This window comes from Rothia sp. HMSC08A08, from assembly GCF_001808385.1.
Taxonomy (GTDB): Bacteria; Actinomycetota; Actinomycetes; order Actinomycetales; family Micrococcaceae; genus Rothia; species Rothia dentocariosa.
Genome location: NZ_KV793075.1, coordinates 51726 through 68600, shown reverse-complemented (window position 1 = coordinate 68600; position 16875 = coordinate 51726). Strand labels below are relative to the sequence as shown.

12 protein-coding genes are annotated in these 16875 nt (G+C 55.8%); 6 read left to right on the top strand and 6 right to left on the bottom strand.

Features of this window, described 5'->3' with window-relative positions:
* Positions 1-105: 105 nt before the first annotated feature.
* Positions 106-3129, top strand: a complete 3024-nt coding sequence (locus tag HMPREF3164_RS07015) for a hypothetical protein (RefSeq protein ID WP_070449933.1) — start codon at positions 106-108, stop codon at positions 3127-3129.
* Between the two features lie 90 nt (positions 3130-3219).
* On the opposite strand, the gene HMPREF3164_RS07010 is transcribed toward HMPREF3164_RS07015, so the two are convergent.
* Positions 3220-4530: a glycosyltransferase family 87 protein gene (locus HMPREF3164_RS07010; RefSeq protein ID WP_070449930.1), complete on the bottom strand. Its 1311-nt coding sequence runs from the start codon at positions 4528-4530 to the stop codon at positions 3220-3222.
* A gap of 258 nt (positions 4531-4788) precedes the next feature.
* Positions 4789-5421 (bottom strand): hypothetical protein, encoded by a 633-nt coding sequence (locus HMPREF3164_RS07005; protein ID WP_070449927.1) that lies wholly within the window; start codon positions 5419-5421, stop codon positions 4789-4791.
* A 133-nt stretch (positions 5422-5554) separates the two neighbouring features.
* Here HMPREF3164_RS07005 and HMPREF3164_RS07000 point away from each other — a divergent pair, with 133 nt between their 5' ends.
* Positions 5555-8509, top strand: coding sequence for a multicopper oxidase domain-containing protein (locus HMPREF3164_RS07000; protein WP_371440316.1), 2955 nt, complete (start codon positions 5555-5557; stop codon positions 8507-8509).
* 136 nt (positions 8510-8645) lie between these two features.
* Here the strand turns inward: HMPREF3164_RS07000 and HMPREF3164_RS06995 are convergent, their stop codons facing one another.
* Positions 8646-11429: an ABC transporter permease gene (locus HMPREF3164_RS06995; protein WP_083297357.1), complete on the bottom strand. Its 2784-nt coding sequence runs from the start codon at positions 11427-11429 to the stop codon at positions 8646-8648.
* A gap of 36 nt (positions 11430-11465) precedes the next feature.
* Positions 11466-12224, bottom strand: a complete 759-nt coding sequence (locus HMPREF3164_RS06990; protein WP_048754632.1) for an ABC transporter ATP-binding protein — start codon at positions 12222-12224, stop codon at positions 11466-11468.
* A 107-nt stretch (positions 12225-12331) separates the two neighbouring features.
* On the opposite strand from HMPREF3164_RS06990, the gene HMPREF3164_RS06985 reads away from it, so the two are divergent.
* The 3 genes from HMPREF3164_RS06985 (at position 12332) to HMPREF3164_RS06980 (ending at position 13991) form a co-directional block, all read left to right on the top strand.
* A complete protein-coding gene (locus HMPREF3164_RS06985; RefSeq protein WP_239664717.1) occupies positions 12332-13105 on the top strand; it encodes a peptidoglycan-binding protein in 774 nt (257 codons plus the stop codon).
* Between the two features lie 145 nt (positions 13106-13250).
* Positions 13251-13424 carry a hypothetical protein gene (locus HMPREF3164_RS11370; protein WP_246822636.1) on the top strand — a complete coding sequence of 58 codons (174 nt, stop codon included), beginning with the start codon at positions 13251-13253 and terminating at the stop codon, positions 13422-13424.
* Between the two features lie 12 nt (positions 13425-13436).
* Complete coding sequence (locus HMPREF3164_RS06980; RefSeq protein ID WP_246822635.1) at positions 13437-13991, top strand: lytic transglycosylase domain-containing protein; 555 nt, start codon at positions 13437-13439, stop codon at positions 13989-13991.
* Positions 13992-14120: 129 nt separating this feature from the next.
* Here HMPREF3164_RS06980 and HMPREF3164_RS06975 read toward each other — a convergent pair whose 3' ends face one another.
* On the bottom strand, positions 14121-15362 hold the full coding sequence (locus HMPREF3164_RS06975) for a hypothetical protein (RefSeq protein WP_070449926.1): 1242 nt from the start codon (positions 15360-15362) through the stop codon (positions 14121-14123).
* Between the two features lie 8 nt (positions 15363-15370).
* A complete protein-coding gene (locus tag HMPREF3164_RS06970) occupies positions 15371-16081 on the bottom strand; it encodes a YiiX/YebB-like N1pC/P60 family cysteine hydrolase (protein WP_168160758.1) in 711 nt (236 codons plus the stop codon).
* Positions 16082-16624: 543 nt separating this feature from the next.
* Between HMPREF3164_RS06970 and HMPREF3164_RS06965 the strand changes: the two genes are divergently transcribed.
* Complete coding sequence (locus HMPREF3164_RS06965) at positions 16625-16852, top strand: hypothetical protein (RefSeq protein ID WP_070449920.1); 228 nt, start codon at positions 16625-16627, stop codon at positions 16850-16852.
* Positions 16853-16875 lie beyond the last annotated feature (23 nt).

Below are 16875 nucleotides of genomic sequence, written 5' to 3'. Positions count from 1 at the left end.
ATGGGAAATATGCCATAATTTGAGGGTTACCGTAGTTTAAAATTTGAGGCTACTCGTGCCTACGCTTCCGGGTGTTTTTGGCGCCAGTAGTGAAGGAAGGTTCAGATGGCTCTCGTCTTCAATCCGCCCCCAAATTGGCCCAAACCGCCTGCCGGGTGGTCTCCTACCCCGACGTGGCGGCCCGATCCCGCATGGGGTCCTGTTCCCGAAGGTTGGCAGCTGTGGATTGAGGAGCCCGAGCCTGAGAATGAGCAGGCACCCTCGACGGCGGAGTCTTCATCTGCCGCATCGGGCTCTTCTGAGGGTTCTTCCAGCGCGAAGCCCTCGCCATCGTCAAGCTCTGAGCAGAGCGGTGAGTCTGCGCAGGCTTCCGCCCCGAAGCAGCGTACCGCGCCGACTATTTCCGAACAGTTTGCCGAGCAGAAAACTTCCCATCAGCAGACCCCTGAGCAGAAGACTCAGGCGGAGTCTGCCCACGCTCAGGATGCGGCGTCCAGGAGTTCCGAGCCACGCGAAGCCGCAGGTGAGCGTGCGGGCGCATCCGGTTCGGGTGCAGCGGCAGGCTCTTCGGCCGAGTCGCAGGTGCGTTCCGAGCAGAGCGTTTCTGAGACTCCCGTGAACCGTCAGAGCGGCACCGCCGAGGCTTCAAAGCCTCAGGTTTCGGAGCCCACTCGCGAGCCCGCTCGCGATACCCACAACGCCCCGTCCGCACCGGAGGCAAGCGCACAGCAGCCGGGAGTCGCGCAGGGTTCGGGTGTTTCTTACGATGCGCGAGAGCCCCTCAGCGACGCACAGGATTCTCAGGGGTCCGCAGGTTCTGCCACTGCAGCAGGTGCCGAACGACCCGAGGCTGCACGACAGGAGCCTGTATCTTCAGAATCCGCACAGCAGCAGGTTCCTTCACGCGAGTCACGCCCCGAGCAGTCTTCGGATCAGTCTCAGGGTGAGCCTACGGACGCACGCACCCTGTCTGATGCGCGCGATTCGGCTGATTCGCGTGGTACCGAGGCTCAGGCATCTTCCCGACCGGCTACTCCCCCGCGCGGCACTTCCCAGGTTCCTCCCACGCAGCAGCGTTTTGAGGGGCAGCCTCAGGCTCCCGTGAATCAGCAGCAGGGATTTGCATCGCAGAATTCCCAGCAGAATTTTGGTGCTCAGTCTCAGCAGGGCGCACAGTCACAGCAGGGCTTTGGCGGTCAGGCTCAGCAGAATCGGGCGCCTCAAGCCCAGGGTTCTCAGAACCAGCAGCAGCCTCGCGGGTTCGATGCGCAGGCTCCTCAGCCTTGGCAGAATCAGGGTTCCGGGCAGCAGCAGTTCAGCCAGTTCCGTGAGCAGAATCAGTCTCAGCCGCAGCAGCCCGCACAGTCTCAACAGGGTCAGCAGCCGCAGTCTTACGAGACCCAGCGCCAGCAAGAATTTGCCCAGCGTCACCAGCAGGATTCTAAACAGCGCCAGCAGAACTTCAACCAGCAACAGCAGGGCTCCGAGCAGCAGGGATTTGCAGGGCAGAACGCCCAGGAGCAAAACGTTCAGAGCCAGGATCCGCGAAGCCAGGGCACCCAAAGCCAGGGCACTCAGAACCGAGATACCCAGGGTCAGAGTGCCCCGAACCAGGGTTCGCAGGCGCAGCAGTCCCAGAGTCGAGAGCAGCAGAGCCAGCAGGGGTTCGCTCAGCCGCAGTCTCAGCAGCAGCAATCCGGTCAGGTGCGGCCCGAACAATCCCAGCCAGGATATTCTCAGTCCGGTCAGTCGTACCAGGGACAACAGCCTCAGCAGGGGCAGGATCGGTCACGCTCGGGCTTTGGTGCGGGTGCCGCCGCTGGTGCTGTCGCAGGCGCCGCGGCGGGCGCGGGTGCAGCGGCCTCCTCCGGGGCGGGCGCATCCAGCGCTTCGGCTCAGCAGCAGGGTTCTCAGAGCCAAAATACGCAGAGTCAGAACGCTCAACAGGATCAGGGCTCTCAGTCGGGGCAGAATCAGCAGCACTCGGTGCAGAATGCTTCGAGCCAGCAGGGTAACCAGTTCCAGGGGCAGGGTCAGCCCAGCCAATTCCAGGGCTCGCAGTCGCAGCAGAACCAGCCTCAGCAGGGTCAGTACCAGTCCGGTCAGTCGCAGCAGTTCCAGCAGCAGAACGACGCTCAGAATAATAACGTTCAGAACAGCGGTTTTGCTCAGGGTTCGTACAATCAGAACCAGTCGAACCAGAATCAGCAATATTCCGAGTCAAACACCTCGGATGCGCTCAACGGGTTCACTGCGGCGGCAGCATCCGGGTTCAGCGATTCGCCGTATGCAAACGGTCAGACTCCCTTCAACCAGCCCGAGAAGCCGAAGCGCCCGTTCTTTGCGACTCCCGCCGGGTGGAGCGTAATTGCCGGTGCTGTGGCGCTGTTGATTATTATCATTCTGGTGCTGATTTTCACCCTGCCGCGCGGATCTTCCAATGCAGCAGCATCGGAAAGCCCCGCCGAGTCATCATCGGCAGCCTCGGCATCGTCAGAGAGCTCGGCAAGCTCATCGCCCGCCGAGCTGAAGACTGTTGAGGCGAAACTGCCCAGCGGCGACTTCAAGGAGTACAAGGGCAAGGATAAGCAGACCATCGATATCGAGAAGCCCAAGGGCAACGATTCGAAGGCTATCGTCTACTACGAGTTCACCCCCTCCAAAGAATCCAATTCGCGCCACTCCTTGGAGGGACGCACGGGGGACGATAAAACTTCCAGCTTCGCTCTGTACACCTCCGCGCTGACCAAAGATAAAATCTCGGGCACCCTGTGGATGGACTTGAAGACTTCCAGCCCCACCCGCAAGGTGAATGTCGATAGTGAGGGCGAGTGGCTTATTCGCGTCTACGATGCTTCCTCCGCACCCAAGATTTCTAAGGGTGAGAAGATCAGCGCCGCGTTCAACTCCTACGCCGTGATCTACTCGGGCGGCTCGGGTACCTTGGAGGCTGGCTACGAGCGCAGGCCGGTAATGAACCTGCGCGTGATGGATGCGGCCCGCTCGAACGATGTCATCTTGGAATCCAGCACCTCAGAGTTCCAGGGCACCGCGAAGTTTGACGCCTCCGAAGATGTTTACTTGGCGATTAACTCCTTCCAGGGCACCTGGAACGTTGGTATTCGCTAGGTAGCCGATAACTTCTTGGTCTAAACCGAGATAGAGAAGACCCCCGCATCGTGATCAACGATGCGGGGGTCTTCTGCGCGGTTCGCAAGGCTATGCCGAGTTCGGGGCGTTTGCCGACTCTGCTGCAGGTTTGACCGAAGCGCTGCGTGCTTTCGGGGTGAGGGCCGCCCACCCCCACAGCAGAACGGTCACGATAAAGAGGCACACGATCGGCGTGCCGCCCAGCGCAACACCCGGCGCAGCCAAGAATTCGAGCCCGTTCATATTCCACTGAGTCATGCCGCCGAGCACGCGCGGGGAAATATAGAGCCCCACAACGCCCACCCAGGTCAGGATGCGCGCCACAGTCATCGCAGCGGGCGGCAGGTATGTGAAGAACTCGCCGAATGCATCCACAATAAGCACGAGAATCAGAAGCGGCAGAAGCACGTTATGATGCGACCAGCTGATCGGCGAGAGGCTGACCATGAGGAACCCGGTCACCGCAACCTGGGCGAGAACCTTGTTGCGGCGTTCGAGCTGATAGAGAATCGCGGCGGTGAGCACGACGGAGAGCACCGCCAGCAGGTAGAAACAGAGCTTGGCGGCGGTTCCGTTCAGCCCATAGTGCATAAGCCAGCCCTGAATCGAAATATTATCGACGAAGTTAATATCGCCCACACGCGAAGGATCTGAAACCGCGTGGAACCAGTACTGCGGGGCTTCTTGCGGCAGCAGAACAAAGCCAAGAGCAATGGTGGCGAGGAAGGTTGCGCCGAGGGTGATAATGCCCTTCCAGTCGCGGCGCACCAGCAGAATAAGTCCGAATACGAGCGGGGTTAGTTTCAAACCGCCAGCGATACCGATAAGTACTCCGCGCGGCACACGTGTTGCCGGGCGCAGAAAATCGGCAAGAATCAGCACCATAATGATGGGGTTAATCTGCATAAGGTCGAAGGTACGCCGCCAGGGGCCGCAGAGCATTACCACTATGGTGAGTGCGGCGATCGTGCCGTAACGCCCGAGCTTATCCTGAAGCGGTAAGGGTCGGTTATTCGCATTGGCATAGGAGTACATGATGCTGGAGAGCCACCAGGCGGCGGCGGTCGTAATAAGCACCATAATCGCCATACCCACCTTGAGCGGTATGAAGGCGAACGGCAGGAAGACTAGCGCCGCAAAGGGCGGGTAGGTGAACGGCAAATCCAGCACGCCGATGCTCACCATAGCGCGCCCATAAAGTTCTTTATCGAAGCCTTCATTATCGAAAATGGTCATGGCACCCATGCGATAGATCGAAAAATCCAGACCGCCGTAGGTGTTCACGAAGGCTTCAAAAATATAGCCGCCCACCACCATGAGGATGAGCGCCACTACTGCAAGTTTGCCCAGAACCGGAGTCTGGGCGCGGGATTCAGTCATGGCGTATTAGTACCTGTCTTACTGAGCTGAAGTTCTCGCCCTTTAGTGTAGCGTGGATATTCTGTTCGCCGAAAGATTATATTCCCCTTCGGGCATATACCCAGATGAGAGCCTGTCTTTCTGGGGCGACATCTGCTTACGTTAAATATATTGATTAGGTCGCGGGATGCACGCATCAATCGCTGACGTGCAGCGAATGCGGTTCCTCACCCTATGCGAACAAGCCACCCACGTTATATTCCAAATACAAAATATATACTAGTCAGAATTATTTTCCGAAGATTTTTCGGGCTCAGATTTCGTGCTGTCGTGAGTCTTACCCTGAGAACTCTGCCCGGAAGACTCGGCACCTTCACGAGGCTTCACCTTCGCCACCAAGTGCGTACCGCGTTGAGCTCGGGCGCGCCGCAGTCCATGACCTGCCGGTTTTGTTGCCGCCAAAGATTTCGCCGCGGGTTTTTCATCGGTTTTTACGGAGGCGGCATCATCGTTGCCCTCGGCGGGCGCATCCTGATCGGAAGACTCGGGGTCTTCGCTATCGTCCTGAACCTTCACCTTCTTGGGCATCTCGGCGATGCGCACCGCAACCTCTAAGGCAAGCACCGCGAACGACGCATAGTAGACGATAATCGAGGGGTACAGATAAGGATTTTTCTGATTTACCCCCACCATCGTGACGGCGAAAACTGCCAGCTCAAGGACCACCACCACAAGCTGTTTGGCAGACCCTCCCGGATTCCTCATCATCAGGTACAACGCCATCAGCGTAAAGAGAACAGGGAAGAAGATCTGCCCCGCCACCGCCATTCCATCTTGGTCGTAAGCGTAAATAGCGAGCGCTTGCATTACGGCGGAAACGGCGGCTAGGGGGGCGAGAGTCAGATACTTCATAGGGCTATTCTAGCGTTTACCACTCGCCGGTACCTTACTGTATGACGGCTCACGCAAAGCCAAAATTCGCATGAATCGGGCAATATAATGGAACTATATGCACTGTGACTAAAAGCGATCGAAAGACAACACCGTGAGCGAGAATCCCCATAATCCCACTCCCTCGGGTTCTGACTCAGAAGGATCAACCGGCCGCGATACCGGTCGTGGCGGCACATCCTCAAAGCCGAGCGCGGCGCAAAGTTCTGCACGGTCCGGGGCCGATGTTTCAGGTTCCGGCAACGATGGACTCACAATTGGGATGCGCCCCACCGAAATCCCCGGCGCCTCGCTAACGCCCGAGGAGATTGCTAAGCGTGCCTCCGGTCGGGGTAGTTGGCACCGCCGCGCATCGAAACCGGTATCGTACTGGATGTTTGGCGTTATTATCGCAATTCTGGTGCATCGCTTTATCCCCAAGGGCGGCTGGCTGATTGTGCATATGGTGACTTTGGGGCTGATTACGAATTCGATTCTGATCTGGAGCCAGCACTTCACCGAAGCGCTCATGAAAATTAAGATTCCTGATTCGGCCCGCGGTATTCAGGTCACACGTATTTTTGCGCTTAACGGCGGTATTGTGCTGCTGATGGCGGGCATGATTCTGCAGGATCTCATGCCGCAGTTTTATCCCCTGACGGTTGTCGGGGCGCTGGTGGTGGGTGCTATGGTCGCCTGGCATGGTTATGCGCTTCTTCGCCAGGTCAAACAGGCGCTTCCCTCGCGGTTTGGCGCTACGATTCGTTTCTATATCGCTGCGGCGTTCCTGCTTCCCGTCGGTGCCGTGCTAGGCGCGATGACGGCCCTGCCTGGTTTGCGGGGCACGCTGCATTCGCAGTTTATGCTTGCGCATGAAGCCGTGAATGTTCTCGGGTTCGTGGGTATTACAGTGGTTGGCACCCTTATTACCTTCTGGCCTACGATGCTGCGCACCAAGATGGTCGAAAATGCCCTGGGAACCAGCGTGCGCGCCCTCATACTGATGTGCGTGGGCGTTGGGGTTACCACACTCGCTTCGCTTGTCGGGATGCGCCCCCTCGCGGGCGCGGGCCTGCTCGTGTATCTGCTGGGGCTGCTGATCGTGGCGTGGGTGATGGTGCGAACCCTTCGCACGAAGCGCCCCACAGAGTTCCCACCAATGTCGGTGGGTGCAGGTTTTATCTGGCTTATTATCGGCGTGGTGTGGACTGCTGGCTTGGTGTTCACCACCCCGTTTGAGGAGCTTCGCATGAGCGAGGTTACCCCCATTTTCGTGGCGGGTTTCCTGCTTCAGGTGCTTCTGGGGGCTATGAGTTACCTGCTTCCCCAGCGTATGGGCGGCGGTCCCGCCGTGGTGCGCGCATCCAATAAGGAATTTAGTAGGCTCGCCGCCGGGCGTGTGACGGTTGTGAACTTGAGCCTCATTATTTTCATGCTGCCGAATGCGCTTACGGGCTCTTGGGTGAAGGTCGCTGTCTCTGCCGTGGGTGCGCTCGGTTTGGCTTCGTTCCTGCCGTTTATGGTGCGCGGCGTTAAGGCCTCGGTCAATACCCGTAAAGAGATGATGGCGGCGCGGGCGCGCGGTGAGAAGCCTGCCCCTGTTACGGATGTCAAACAGGAACCTGTGAATCATACCCGGCAGACCCTTTTCGGCGCGCTTGCTGTGATTCTGGCGCTGACCTTGGGTATTGCGGCCGACCCCAGCTCGGTAGGCTTCAACTTTATAGGCGGTTCTACGGCGACCGGCACGGGACAGACCACAACGCTGAAGGTCAAGGCAACCTCGAATTACCGGTTTACGCCCGATACCGCGCAGGTTCCGGTGGGTAACCGCCTGGTGATTGAGGTGACGAACGACGATCAGGGCATGACCCACGACCTCACCTTCGCCAACGGTGCGAAGACCGGAACGCTGAACCCCGGTGAGACGAAGAGTGTGGATGTTGGCGTGGTGACCTCCGACCTTGAGGGCTGGTGCTCGGTGGCCGGGCACCGCCAGCAGGGCATGGTATTTCACGTGAAAACCACCGGCAATAACCTGCAGGCGAACGGGCATCACGGGGGTGGTTCAGGCGGTAATAACGGGTCAAATGGCTCGGGCACAAACACGAATCTGCTGACCGCGCAGAACGCGAATATTGATATGCACGCATCCCCCGGCAAGGACCATGAGCGTCGTGATCCGGTACTGCGTCCCGTGCCTGCGGGCGAGAAACGTGACGGTAAGACCGTGCACAAGATGACCATGGATGTGCAGGAGCTCGACCGCGAGATTGCACCCGGGCTTGATGTGAAGGCGTGGACATTCAACGGTTCGTATATGGGCCCGGTGCTGCACGGTAAGCTGGGCGATGTCTTCGAGATTACCCTGGAGAACAACGGTTCGATGGGGCATTCGCTCGACTTCCACGCGGGCATGGTGTCGCCCGATAACACGATGAAAACCATTGCCCCGGGCGAGAAGCTGACCTACCGTTTTGAGGCTACCGGCTCTGGTATTTGGCTGTACCACTGCTCGACCGCGCCCATGAGTCTGCATATGGCGGCAGGCATGTACGGTGCCGTCATTATCGACCCGCCGAATCTGGAACCGGTAGATCATGAGTATGTGATGGTTCAGAATGAAACATACCTGACCGATACGGGGCAGACCGCGGCTGACGGCAATAAGCTTGCCGAAGTTTCCTCTGACGGCATTGCGGCGGGCACCCCCTCACTCACCATGTTCAACGGGCACGCCACCCAGTATGTGAATCAGCCTTTGGAGGTGAAAACCGGCGAGCGCGTGCGCATCTGGCTGCTGGCTGCGGGACCGTCGAAGGGCATGAGTTTCCACGTAGTCGGCTCGCAATTTGACACCGTCTATAAGGAAGGCGGCTACCTGCTTCGGGACGGCAGAGACCCGTATGGGGAAACCGGCGGTCACTCGCAGGCACTCGATTTGGATCCAGCGCAGGGCGGGTTCGTTGAGATGCAGTTCCGCGAACCCGGCACGTACACGTTCGTGAATCACCAGTTTGCCGAGATGGAACGCGGCGCCATGGGGCACATCAAGGTGACGGATAAGTAGTCCGGGCAGTCGGGGAGGTGGCTGGGATTATCGCTGTCGACTCCCTGCCACCCCTACTGTCTTCCCAGACTTTTGTCATGGTTGTGGTCCTTTTCAAAACACAACCATGACAAAAGTCTGAGCTCAGCGGTACTAGCTAGCTGCCGAGTCCTTCCACCGGAGACATCCGAGCCGACCGTGCCGCCGGCAGAGCGGATGCAACCAATGCTGATGCAAGACCCACCAGCAGTATCAGCGCCAGACCCAGATACGGCAGATCCGGCACGAACTCCACCTTTTGGTCTGTTGCAGCAAGCACCACCTTTGCGCTCACGCTACCGATAAAGACGCCCCCGAGGATACCCAACGCCACCGCGCCGAGGGTGATTAGTACCGCCTCCGCCGAAATCATGCGGCGCAGCTGCTTGCGGGAGAGCCCCAATGCACGCAGCATCGCATTCTCGCGGCGGCGTTCATTGACCGAGAGAGTCATCGTATTTGCCACGCCAATCACCGAGATCACTACGGCGAGGGCGAGAAGACCCAGGGTGATCCCCAGCATGATCGTCAGAATCTGATCGAGCTGACTGCGCTGTTGTAGACCGCCGGTGAACTCGTTGCCGTCATTAGCCTTATTAAGCTGATCCTGTAGCGTGGAATTCTCAGTAGCGGTCAGCGGGGATTTAGCGTGTACCAGCACCATAGTCTCCGCCCCGGCTGAGGGATTCACACCCCCTGGAACAGCGGATGCGCCCCGCTGCCCCTGTGCGGCTGAACCTTGGGACTGTTCCCCAGCTTCTCCGGACTGCTGCGGGGTTAAGGGTTGCGGGTCATCCGGGTTCTGCAGTTTAGCACCGGTGGCTGGGTTCACCACGTACAGATTCACGATCTTACTGGTCGACTTAATAGGCTTGAGTTCAATCTCTCCCAAGGGTCCGCGTGCCTTCAGGCGGGTGGAATCGTCAAAGCCCGCATCGTTATACAGAGATTCGGGCACAAGCACCGTGTTATCTTCAGTCGGGTACCTGCCCTCAGCCGGAATAACCTTGGCGAAGTCTTCCTGGCTAAGCGCCACCATACTCGCGGTGCTACTCATTGACTGGCTGCCATCTTTCGACGTGAGGGTGTACTCTAGGGCACCGGCGGCTGGAGCCACCGCAACGCTTTCGACATTCTTAATCCCCTGCACTTTATCGGCAACCGAGTGCGCCTTGGCAAGGCTCTCAGCCCCCGTGCCGCCACCGGTCCCGTAGGTTGCCGTCGCCGAGACGGGATAGGCACGGTCCATGGATTTCGCCGTAGATGCGGTCATAATGGAGTACCCGCTCAGTACTGCAGACACCACGAGCACACCCACCAACACGGCACGCCCGGTCGAAACCGTGCGCTTAGGCGAGCGCAGCGCGTTAGCGACCGCCAAGTTCCCGGTTTGGGAGCGGATCACCGAACCAAACACGCGAATCAGTGGCGGCAACAGCCACGGCAGGAGTAAGAACACGGCAACGCCCAAAAGCAACGCCGCAACCATGACCAACAGCACCCCGGCGCTGCTTTGTTGCGCACCTGCATCCGGGGCACTGGTCAGACTCAGCGACTGCCAAACTGCTGCTGCCCCTGCCACGGCGGCAATCAGGCCCAGGATCAGACCCGCAATGCCCGGCTTCTTCACGGCTTGGGCGGTACCCTCCCCCAAGGCGCTGATGGGCGAAATATTCAGGGCGCTACGTGCCGGGGCGAGCGATGCAACAACCGTTACGAGCGTGCAGACCACCACACCCACCACGAACGCCAGCGGGTTATACGAGACCATGAAATCTTTAAACAGCACACCGACGAGCGCTGCGACCGGGTAGACGAGCGCAGCGCCGATAGCGGAGAAAACAACCCCCACCACGAGCGCCTCAACTAAGAGCATGCGCACCAGGGATTTCCCGTGCGCCCCCAGGGTGCGCAGTAGCGCCAACTCGCGGATGCGTTGACCGACCAGCACTGCGAACGTATTCGAGATAACGAAAGATGAGACCAGCAGGGCGAGCGCCGCGAACGCCCCTAGAATCACGCCGATAAAGGCAAAGAATTGTGAGGTTTCTTCTTTGAGATCCTGCAGGTACTCCCCACCTGACTTCACCACGGGTTCGGTATTCTGATCACCGGTAGCTAGCTTTTTCTGTAGCTCGGTGCGTGCGTGGGCGTCATCGTCACCTTTGAACTGGACGAACGTCATGCTAGGGTGCGGTAGCTGTGCTGCCTCCATAGATTTCGGGTCAAGCTGTTTGAGTGCCTCATCTGCCGTGTTCTGATAGGAGGTACCACCAATATAAACGTTATCGTTTGAGAATGAGCCGGAGAACCCGGTGTCGAAAATACCAGCAATGGTGTATTCCTTGGTGGCACCGGTATTAGGGTCGGTAATAGCTGCCACGACATCCGGTGAGGTCACCGTTGAGCCAAGGTGCAGGTTGTGTTTTTCGGCGAATTCTTTTGAGATCAACAGCTCGGTGTCTGTGCCCGGCAGTTTGCCGTCAATGGGGAATGGGAAGAGCTCGGTGTCGGTGGGAGCCGGTGTATACCGCACCTTTGCTGAGTTTTCTCCGGTGCCGAGTTTACCCTGCCCGTCATATATGACCCAGGTGCGCTGAACCGAAGGGTCGTTGGTGATCGTGTCGAGATTTTCGGGCGTGAGGTAATGGTTCGCCGTGTAATTATTTGGGTTGTTAGTTCCAGCCGAGAGGACCACGTTATCGTCCTCTGAGAGCGCATCTCCTATCGCGGCATCTATAGTTCCCTGTAGCGAGCCGAGGAGCACAATAATGGCGGCAATAAAGAATGAGGCAACCGCTATGCCGATGCCAGTCAGAACGTACTTACCTTTAGAAGCGCGCAAGTTAGAGCGCGCCACCGTATTCAGAGATGTATTAGTTCGTTTAGACATAGTAGACATGCGGCTATTTCCCCTCCTGTTAGATGTGCGGATGCTTTACCCTTCCAGCTGTCCCATCGCCTGCAGCACAGCATCATGCGTAGGATTCAGCATCTCCCCAGCAATCGCACCATCCTTTAAAAACACCACACGATCAGCATACGAAGCAGCATGCGCATCATGGGTGACCATCAGAATCGTCTGCTTCTGTTCAGTGGCGGCATCCCGCAATAGCCTGAGCACCTCAGCACCCGAATTTGAGTCGAGGTTACCGGTGGGCTCATCAGCAAACACCACCTCCGGGCGCGAGAGCAGCGCACGCACAATAGCAACACGCTGCTGCTGACCACCTGAAAGCTGCTCGGGGCGATGACCCAACCGGTCTGACAGACCGAGGGTTTTGACCAGGTATTCACGCCAGGCCGGGTCCGGCTTCTTACCCGCCAACCCCAGTGGCAAATCAATGTTCTGCCCAGCGGTCAGGGTAGGCACCAGGTTAAACGCCTGGAAGATAAAACCCACGTGCTCACGCCGGAACTCGGTCAGCTGGTTATCCCTCTGCCCGTACAGTTCGGTGGTACCTATACGGATGCTGGTCTCTGGAATATGATCGGGAGTATCCAGCGTGGCGAGGGTTTGCATCAGCGTTGATTTACCCGAGCCCGAAGGACCCATAATCGCGGTGAACTTACCCCGCTCAAAATCAATAGTGACATTATTCAGGGCATGCACAGTTGCCTCACCCCGACCGTAGGTTTTGAACAGGTTTTTGGTGGACACGGCTGGAGTTTCAGCGGTGGTTTCTGTCGTAGTCATATTCTTAATTGTTGCAGTTACCCACCGCAAAACCCTGTATTTATACCAGCGGGGAAAACCCCTACATATTTATAGTTTCCACGGATACCATTAAAGAAAAACCCTCAGTGCTTAACACCGATGACGAGGTAGACTCCGTGGCAAAAATCCGTAAATACGCTCTCATAGCACTAGCGATTGTAGCGTTCTTGACCCTAATGTTCCTGCTTTATAAAGGCACACAGCGGAACGAGGCGACACCCGACAGAACGGCGACGCCCAGCGTATCCACAAGTTCCGCGCCAGCATCAAGCGCCCCGGTACAGACCCCGCAGGTTTCTGAGCAGAGCGCGCAGGCGGCACCCGCACCGGAACAGCCGCAGCAGTCGCAGGGAGCGCAGGATTCGCCCTCGGAATCTGCTTCGCCCTCCGCAACAGATACCGCCAAACCGTCGCCGAGCACTTCATCTGACGCTGGGCAGGAACAACATAAAGCCGATGCTACAAGCGCCGCCCCCAGTGCCAGTGGGTCTGCCAGCGCATCCCCGGGGAAAGAACCCACATGCCCGGAGGACGTATCCTACCAGCAGGTGGCAGATGGAGAGGCTGACTGCACATTTGACTATTCCAAGGTGCGCCTGAAGACCATGCAGGAGGCGGAGCAGTACGCACGTAAATGGCTCTACCCCGAACCCGGCACCTATATTCAGGTGCGGGATTACCGCGAGGCTAAGGTCAAGATTCCGGGTATGGATAAGCCACAGAGTGTATTTGTTGTTCGCGCGGTCGCACGTTCTTCGGGGGATCAAGGCGGCAGCGGAGCCGTCACCTGGAGCGTTATCTGGCCCAATGGTTACTATCTCACCAGCGATGACCTCCCCGACGGTATTGAGGCTCGGTAGGTTCTGTCTGTCGGTTCTTGCCTACCCCTTCGTTCCTGTGCGGATACTAGCGCTTAGATCAAGGGACGATATGGAGACAGGAATTTTGCTTTCCGATCCGTGAAAACCGCGCCAGTCAGGCTTGCTGGGGTGCTAGGCTAGAGGAATGGCGAAGAAGAGCTCACTCAAGACCGCATCCGGCAAGAACATCTTCACGAAAGTGACCGCCGGGGCGCTGGCGCATTGGCAGATTATTGCCTCCGCGCTGCTCCTGGGTACGGGTGTGGTGGGGCTCGCCGCCACCTACGACGACTACTGTGGTATGACCGACTTGACCTAAGCACCGGAGGAGGTGCACGAGGATCTCCGCAAGGCCGGTCAGGCAGCGAATATCCGCCCGGGTGTGATCGCGGCACAGCTTGAAACTGAGAGCCACTGGCGCATCAATGCGGCTTCGAGCGCGGGTGCCCGAGGCGTAGCCCAGTTCACCGATGAGGCTTGGAAGGATTGGGGTAACGGCGGCGATATTCTCGATCCGCACAATTCAATTGATGCGCAGGGCCGCTACCTGGAATCGCTTAAGAAACGGCTGGGTAAGTACGCCCACAATGACGACGAGGTGCTCGACCTGGCGCTTGCCGGGTACAACGCTGGCCCCGGCGCGGTCGAGAAGTACAAGGGCATTCCGCCTTTCCCCGAGACGCAGAACTATGTGCAGAAGATTCGCGATCTTTCCGAGACAAAATATAAGCTGACCTGCACGCCGGATCACCGGTTTAAACAGTCGCAGATTGTGCGTATTGAAGCTCAGGCTTCCAAGCAAGACTCTACCGCGCCGGATGCTCTCGCCGCAGACTCCATACCTACTGTCGTGCCGTCTTCGCGCGCCGGGTCTAAGGAAAGCTAAAACCGCAAGATTCTTATTCATAGATTTTGCGGAAGAATTCCGCCGCCCAACAGGCTTAGGCTAAAGTACCTGCGGCGCGCGAAGGCAGGGTTTGGGGCTCACAGACCCTATGGATAAGCCTTCTTATTTTTATAGCTTGAGAAGCTCTTCCTCGTTTGTGACCACCATGGCATATGTAAATTGATGCTTCGACAAGATGGATTTCATGTCGGGGAGTTCTTTTTCTTTAATCAGCTTATTCTCGTGAAGACTGTATATACGCAGAGTATCCTTATTGTCCGTTGAGTTTATGTTGTAGAGGTAGTTATCAGACCAATAAAAGAGACCCTGATCTTTCGACCTCTTATAGTCTTTAAGGGTGAAATGGCGGGTATTTTTCCCGGTTTCTACATCTGTAGAAATAATAGTCCCATCGCCCGACTGCCACCATATTTCGCGACCGATTGCACGGTAACGCCCCTGCTTCGACTCCCACATGTCATTGTTCACGCGCACTGCATGGTCACCGCTTATAGGAACTTCATATGCCTGGCCGGTATCTGTATCGAACACCTCAAGAACCGATCCCGTAACATCTTTTGAGCTGCTCCTCTGCGGGTCGCTGCCGGGAGGATAGGTATCCCTTATGCTAACGACTTTATTCCCAACACACGTGATACCATCCATCCCCTCCTCTGGAAGAGAAAGCGCATGTTCGGTGACAGGATTATCGGAAAAGTTGGGGTATAGGCGAATCAGCTTAGTCGGTTCGTTTTTCTCTTTTGTGTCTCCTTGGTTCTCTTTCTGCCCAAGAGAATTACTTGATTCTTTATTGACAGTCCATACACTGCCATTAGCGCACCGCGCAGGCTTCCTAATACTACGATTCGAGGTATGAACTTCGGTATTCTGCCCATCATGGGTGACTATTTTATAAATATAGGAGGTTTTATCTTCGGTATAGCCAATATTTTTGACCGCTACAAACCCACCATTATCCAAGCCCCACACTTCATCGTTATAAACAGACTCGTAATTCCTGTCATAACCTTGAAGTGAGTCTCCTAAAATATAATCCTTCTTTTTATCCCCGAAATATAGCTTGTTGTTATAGTAGTCAATTTCTGAGGTCTGAGAGCCTTCGTTTGATAGCTTAGTCCACGAGTTGGTGTGCGGATCGTAGAAGCCCACACCTCCTCCAGGGTCCTTGCTTTCTCGGTAGTCACCAGCAACGGAGACCGCTAGGGCGCTATTCTTCAACGACTCTTCCGGACTTGTAGATTCCTGCGCCTTCGGCGTGCCACACGTCGTAAGACATAACGCGAGCAACACCCCGAGGGCGGCAAACTTTGTACCCGGATAAGCTGCCGTTATCTTTTCCCTAGTCCCCATATGAAAGCCTACTCCTTAGTCTCGTATTCATGCGTCAATGGAGAATCAGCAATATCTTTCGGGTATACACCTGACCCACCATCGGCATCAAGATCTATGTTGGAGTCTGCACTCTTATATGAAGCCCACACTAACTGCGAGCAGTTATAGTTGTCTGAGTTTACCGACTTATTAACGAAAAATATCCAGTTGTATCCTTTACCAACCTGTTCCTCGGCAAAAGCAGCAGCTTTATCTTTCTCAGAACTGTCTGCGTCATCACCCACATAATACTTATGAGCAGGAGCTGGCGCATCTTCAGACTCAGAGTCGACACGATGCACCTCAGGTGTAGTAGCCTCTATGTACTCATCTTTAGAAACGTAGATACCATTGTGCCCATGTTCATAACCCAATGTACTATTGGAAGAGTAAAAAACATCTCCCCTATACCTTGCTCGTCCCATAGCAACTTTATGACCGTCGCCGTCCGAACTACTGCTTACAATCTGAGGAACCAGGGCACCCCCGTTATCGCCCGAACTGTTATCAGCCTGATCATGCTCTCGTGATTCTTGAGCCACCTGTGATACCGCAGTATCGTAGCTAACATTTCGTTCCTGCGCTGCCTTTTCAAGACCCTGTTTGATCAAGGCGCGGTCACGCTCCTGGGAGGGATCCAAACCAGCGCTAGAGACGATCTCATCAAAATCTTGAGATTCTGTAGTTCCTGCGTACACGGGAGGTGTAGCTCCTGATAGAACTAGAACGACAGCAGACGAAAAAATTAAAATATTATTAACCTGTTTCATTTCTTTTCCTTCACATACTAGAGCAACCAAGCACTGAAAACAAAGGGAATTTAATAATGTTTTTTATCACCTACACACTATATTTAAATATAAGTGAACTATATTCAACTTTTACTATGTTTCTTACGCTAACATCTTCTACGAGCAACGTAAATTACCTATGAGATAACATTTTGATAAAGTTTCTCAGGGTAAACATTAAAATAAATATCACTGAGAGTTACCTATTAGAGATAGCCCTCCCCCAGACGACCCCTACCTAGCACGCATATAAAGACAATCAGCCACTGAATACACGTACAGACAATCTTTATAAACAGTCGATAAATGAACATATTTTATGCACAACAATGAACGTAAATGATGCATAAATTGCTTGTTCTCTATAAATTTGAACAGTATAATGTTTTAGTGAGCGTATTCTCTCAACATGTCATAACCCCTAGTCGGCAACCTATGAGAGGAGCGAACATGGTGCATAATGATCACCAAGATAAACAGCCAAAACGTAAAGAAATTTCGTCTTCGCTCTGGGTCTTTGCCCTAGCAACTTTCGTTTTAGCGCTACCCCGTATTGGTGACGGTCGTATATTGCCGCTCGATCTCACGACTTCTTTTATACTCGGCGCGGTTCTTATCGTCTGCGGGTTCTGGATGATGTACCGCGAACACAAAAAATCTTCCGCGCAGAAAAAGTAAGCCCCACGACCACTAATTTTTCT

Excerpts from the sequence above, each read along its gene's own strand:
- HMPREF3164_RS07015 (WP_070449933.1), top strand. The coding sequence starts at position 106 with ATGGCTCTCGTCTTCAATCCGCCCCCAAATTGGCCCAAACCGCCTGCC.
- HMPREF3164_RS07010 (WP_070449930.1), bottom strand. The coding sequence starts at position 4,530 with ATGACTGAATCCCGCGCCCAGACTCCGGTTCTGGGCAAACTTGCAGTA.
- HMPREF3164_RS07005 (WP_070449927.1), bottom strand. The coding sequence starts at position 5,421 with ATGAAGTATCTGACTCTCGCCCCCCTAGCCGCCGTTTCCGCCGTAATG.
- HMPREF3164_RS06995 (WP_083297357.1), bottom strand. The coding sequence starts at position 11,429 with ATGTCTACTATGTCTAAACGAACTAATACATCTCTGAATACGGTGGCG.
- HMPREF3164_RS06990 (WP_048754632.1), bottom strand. The coding sequence starts at position 12,224 with ATGACTACGACAGAAACCACCGCTGAAACTCCAGCCGTGTCCACCAAA.
- HMPREF3164_RS11370 (WP_246822636.1), top strand. The coding sequence starts at position 13,251 with ATGGCGAAGAAGAGCTCACTCAAGACCGCATCCGGCAAGAACATCTTC.
- HMPREF3164_RS06975 (WP_070449926.1), bottom strand. The coding sequence starts at position 15,362 with ATGGGGACTAGGGAAAAGATAACGGCAGCTTATCCGGGTACAAAGTTT.
- HMPREF3164_RS06965 (WP_070449920.1), top strand. The coding sequence starts at position 16,625 with ATGGTGCATAATGATCACCAAGATAAACAGCCAAAACGTAAAGAAATT.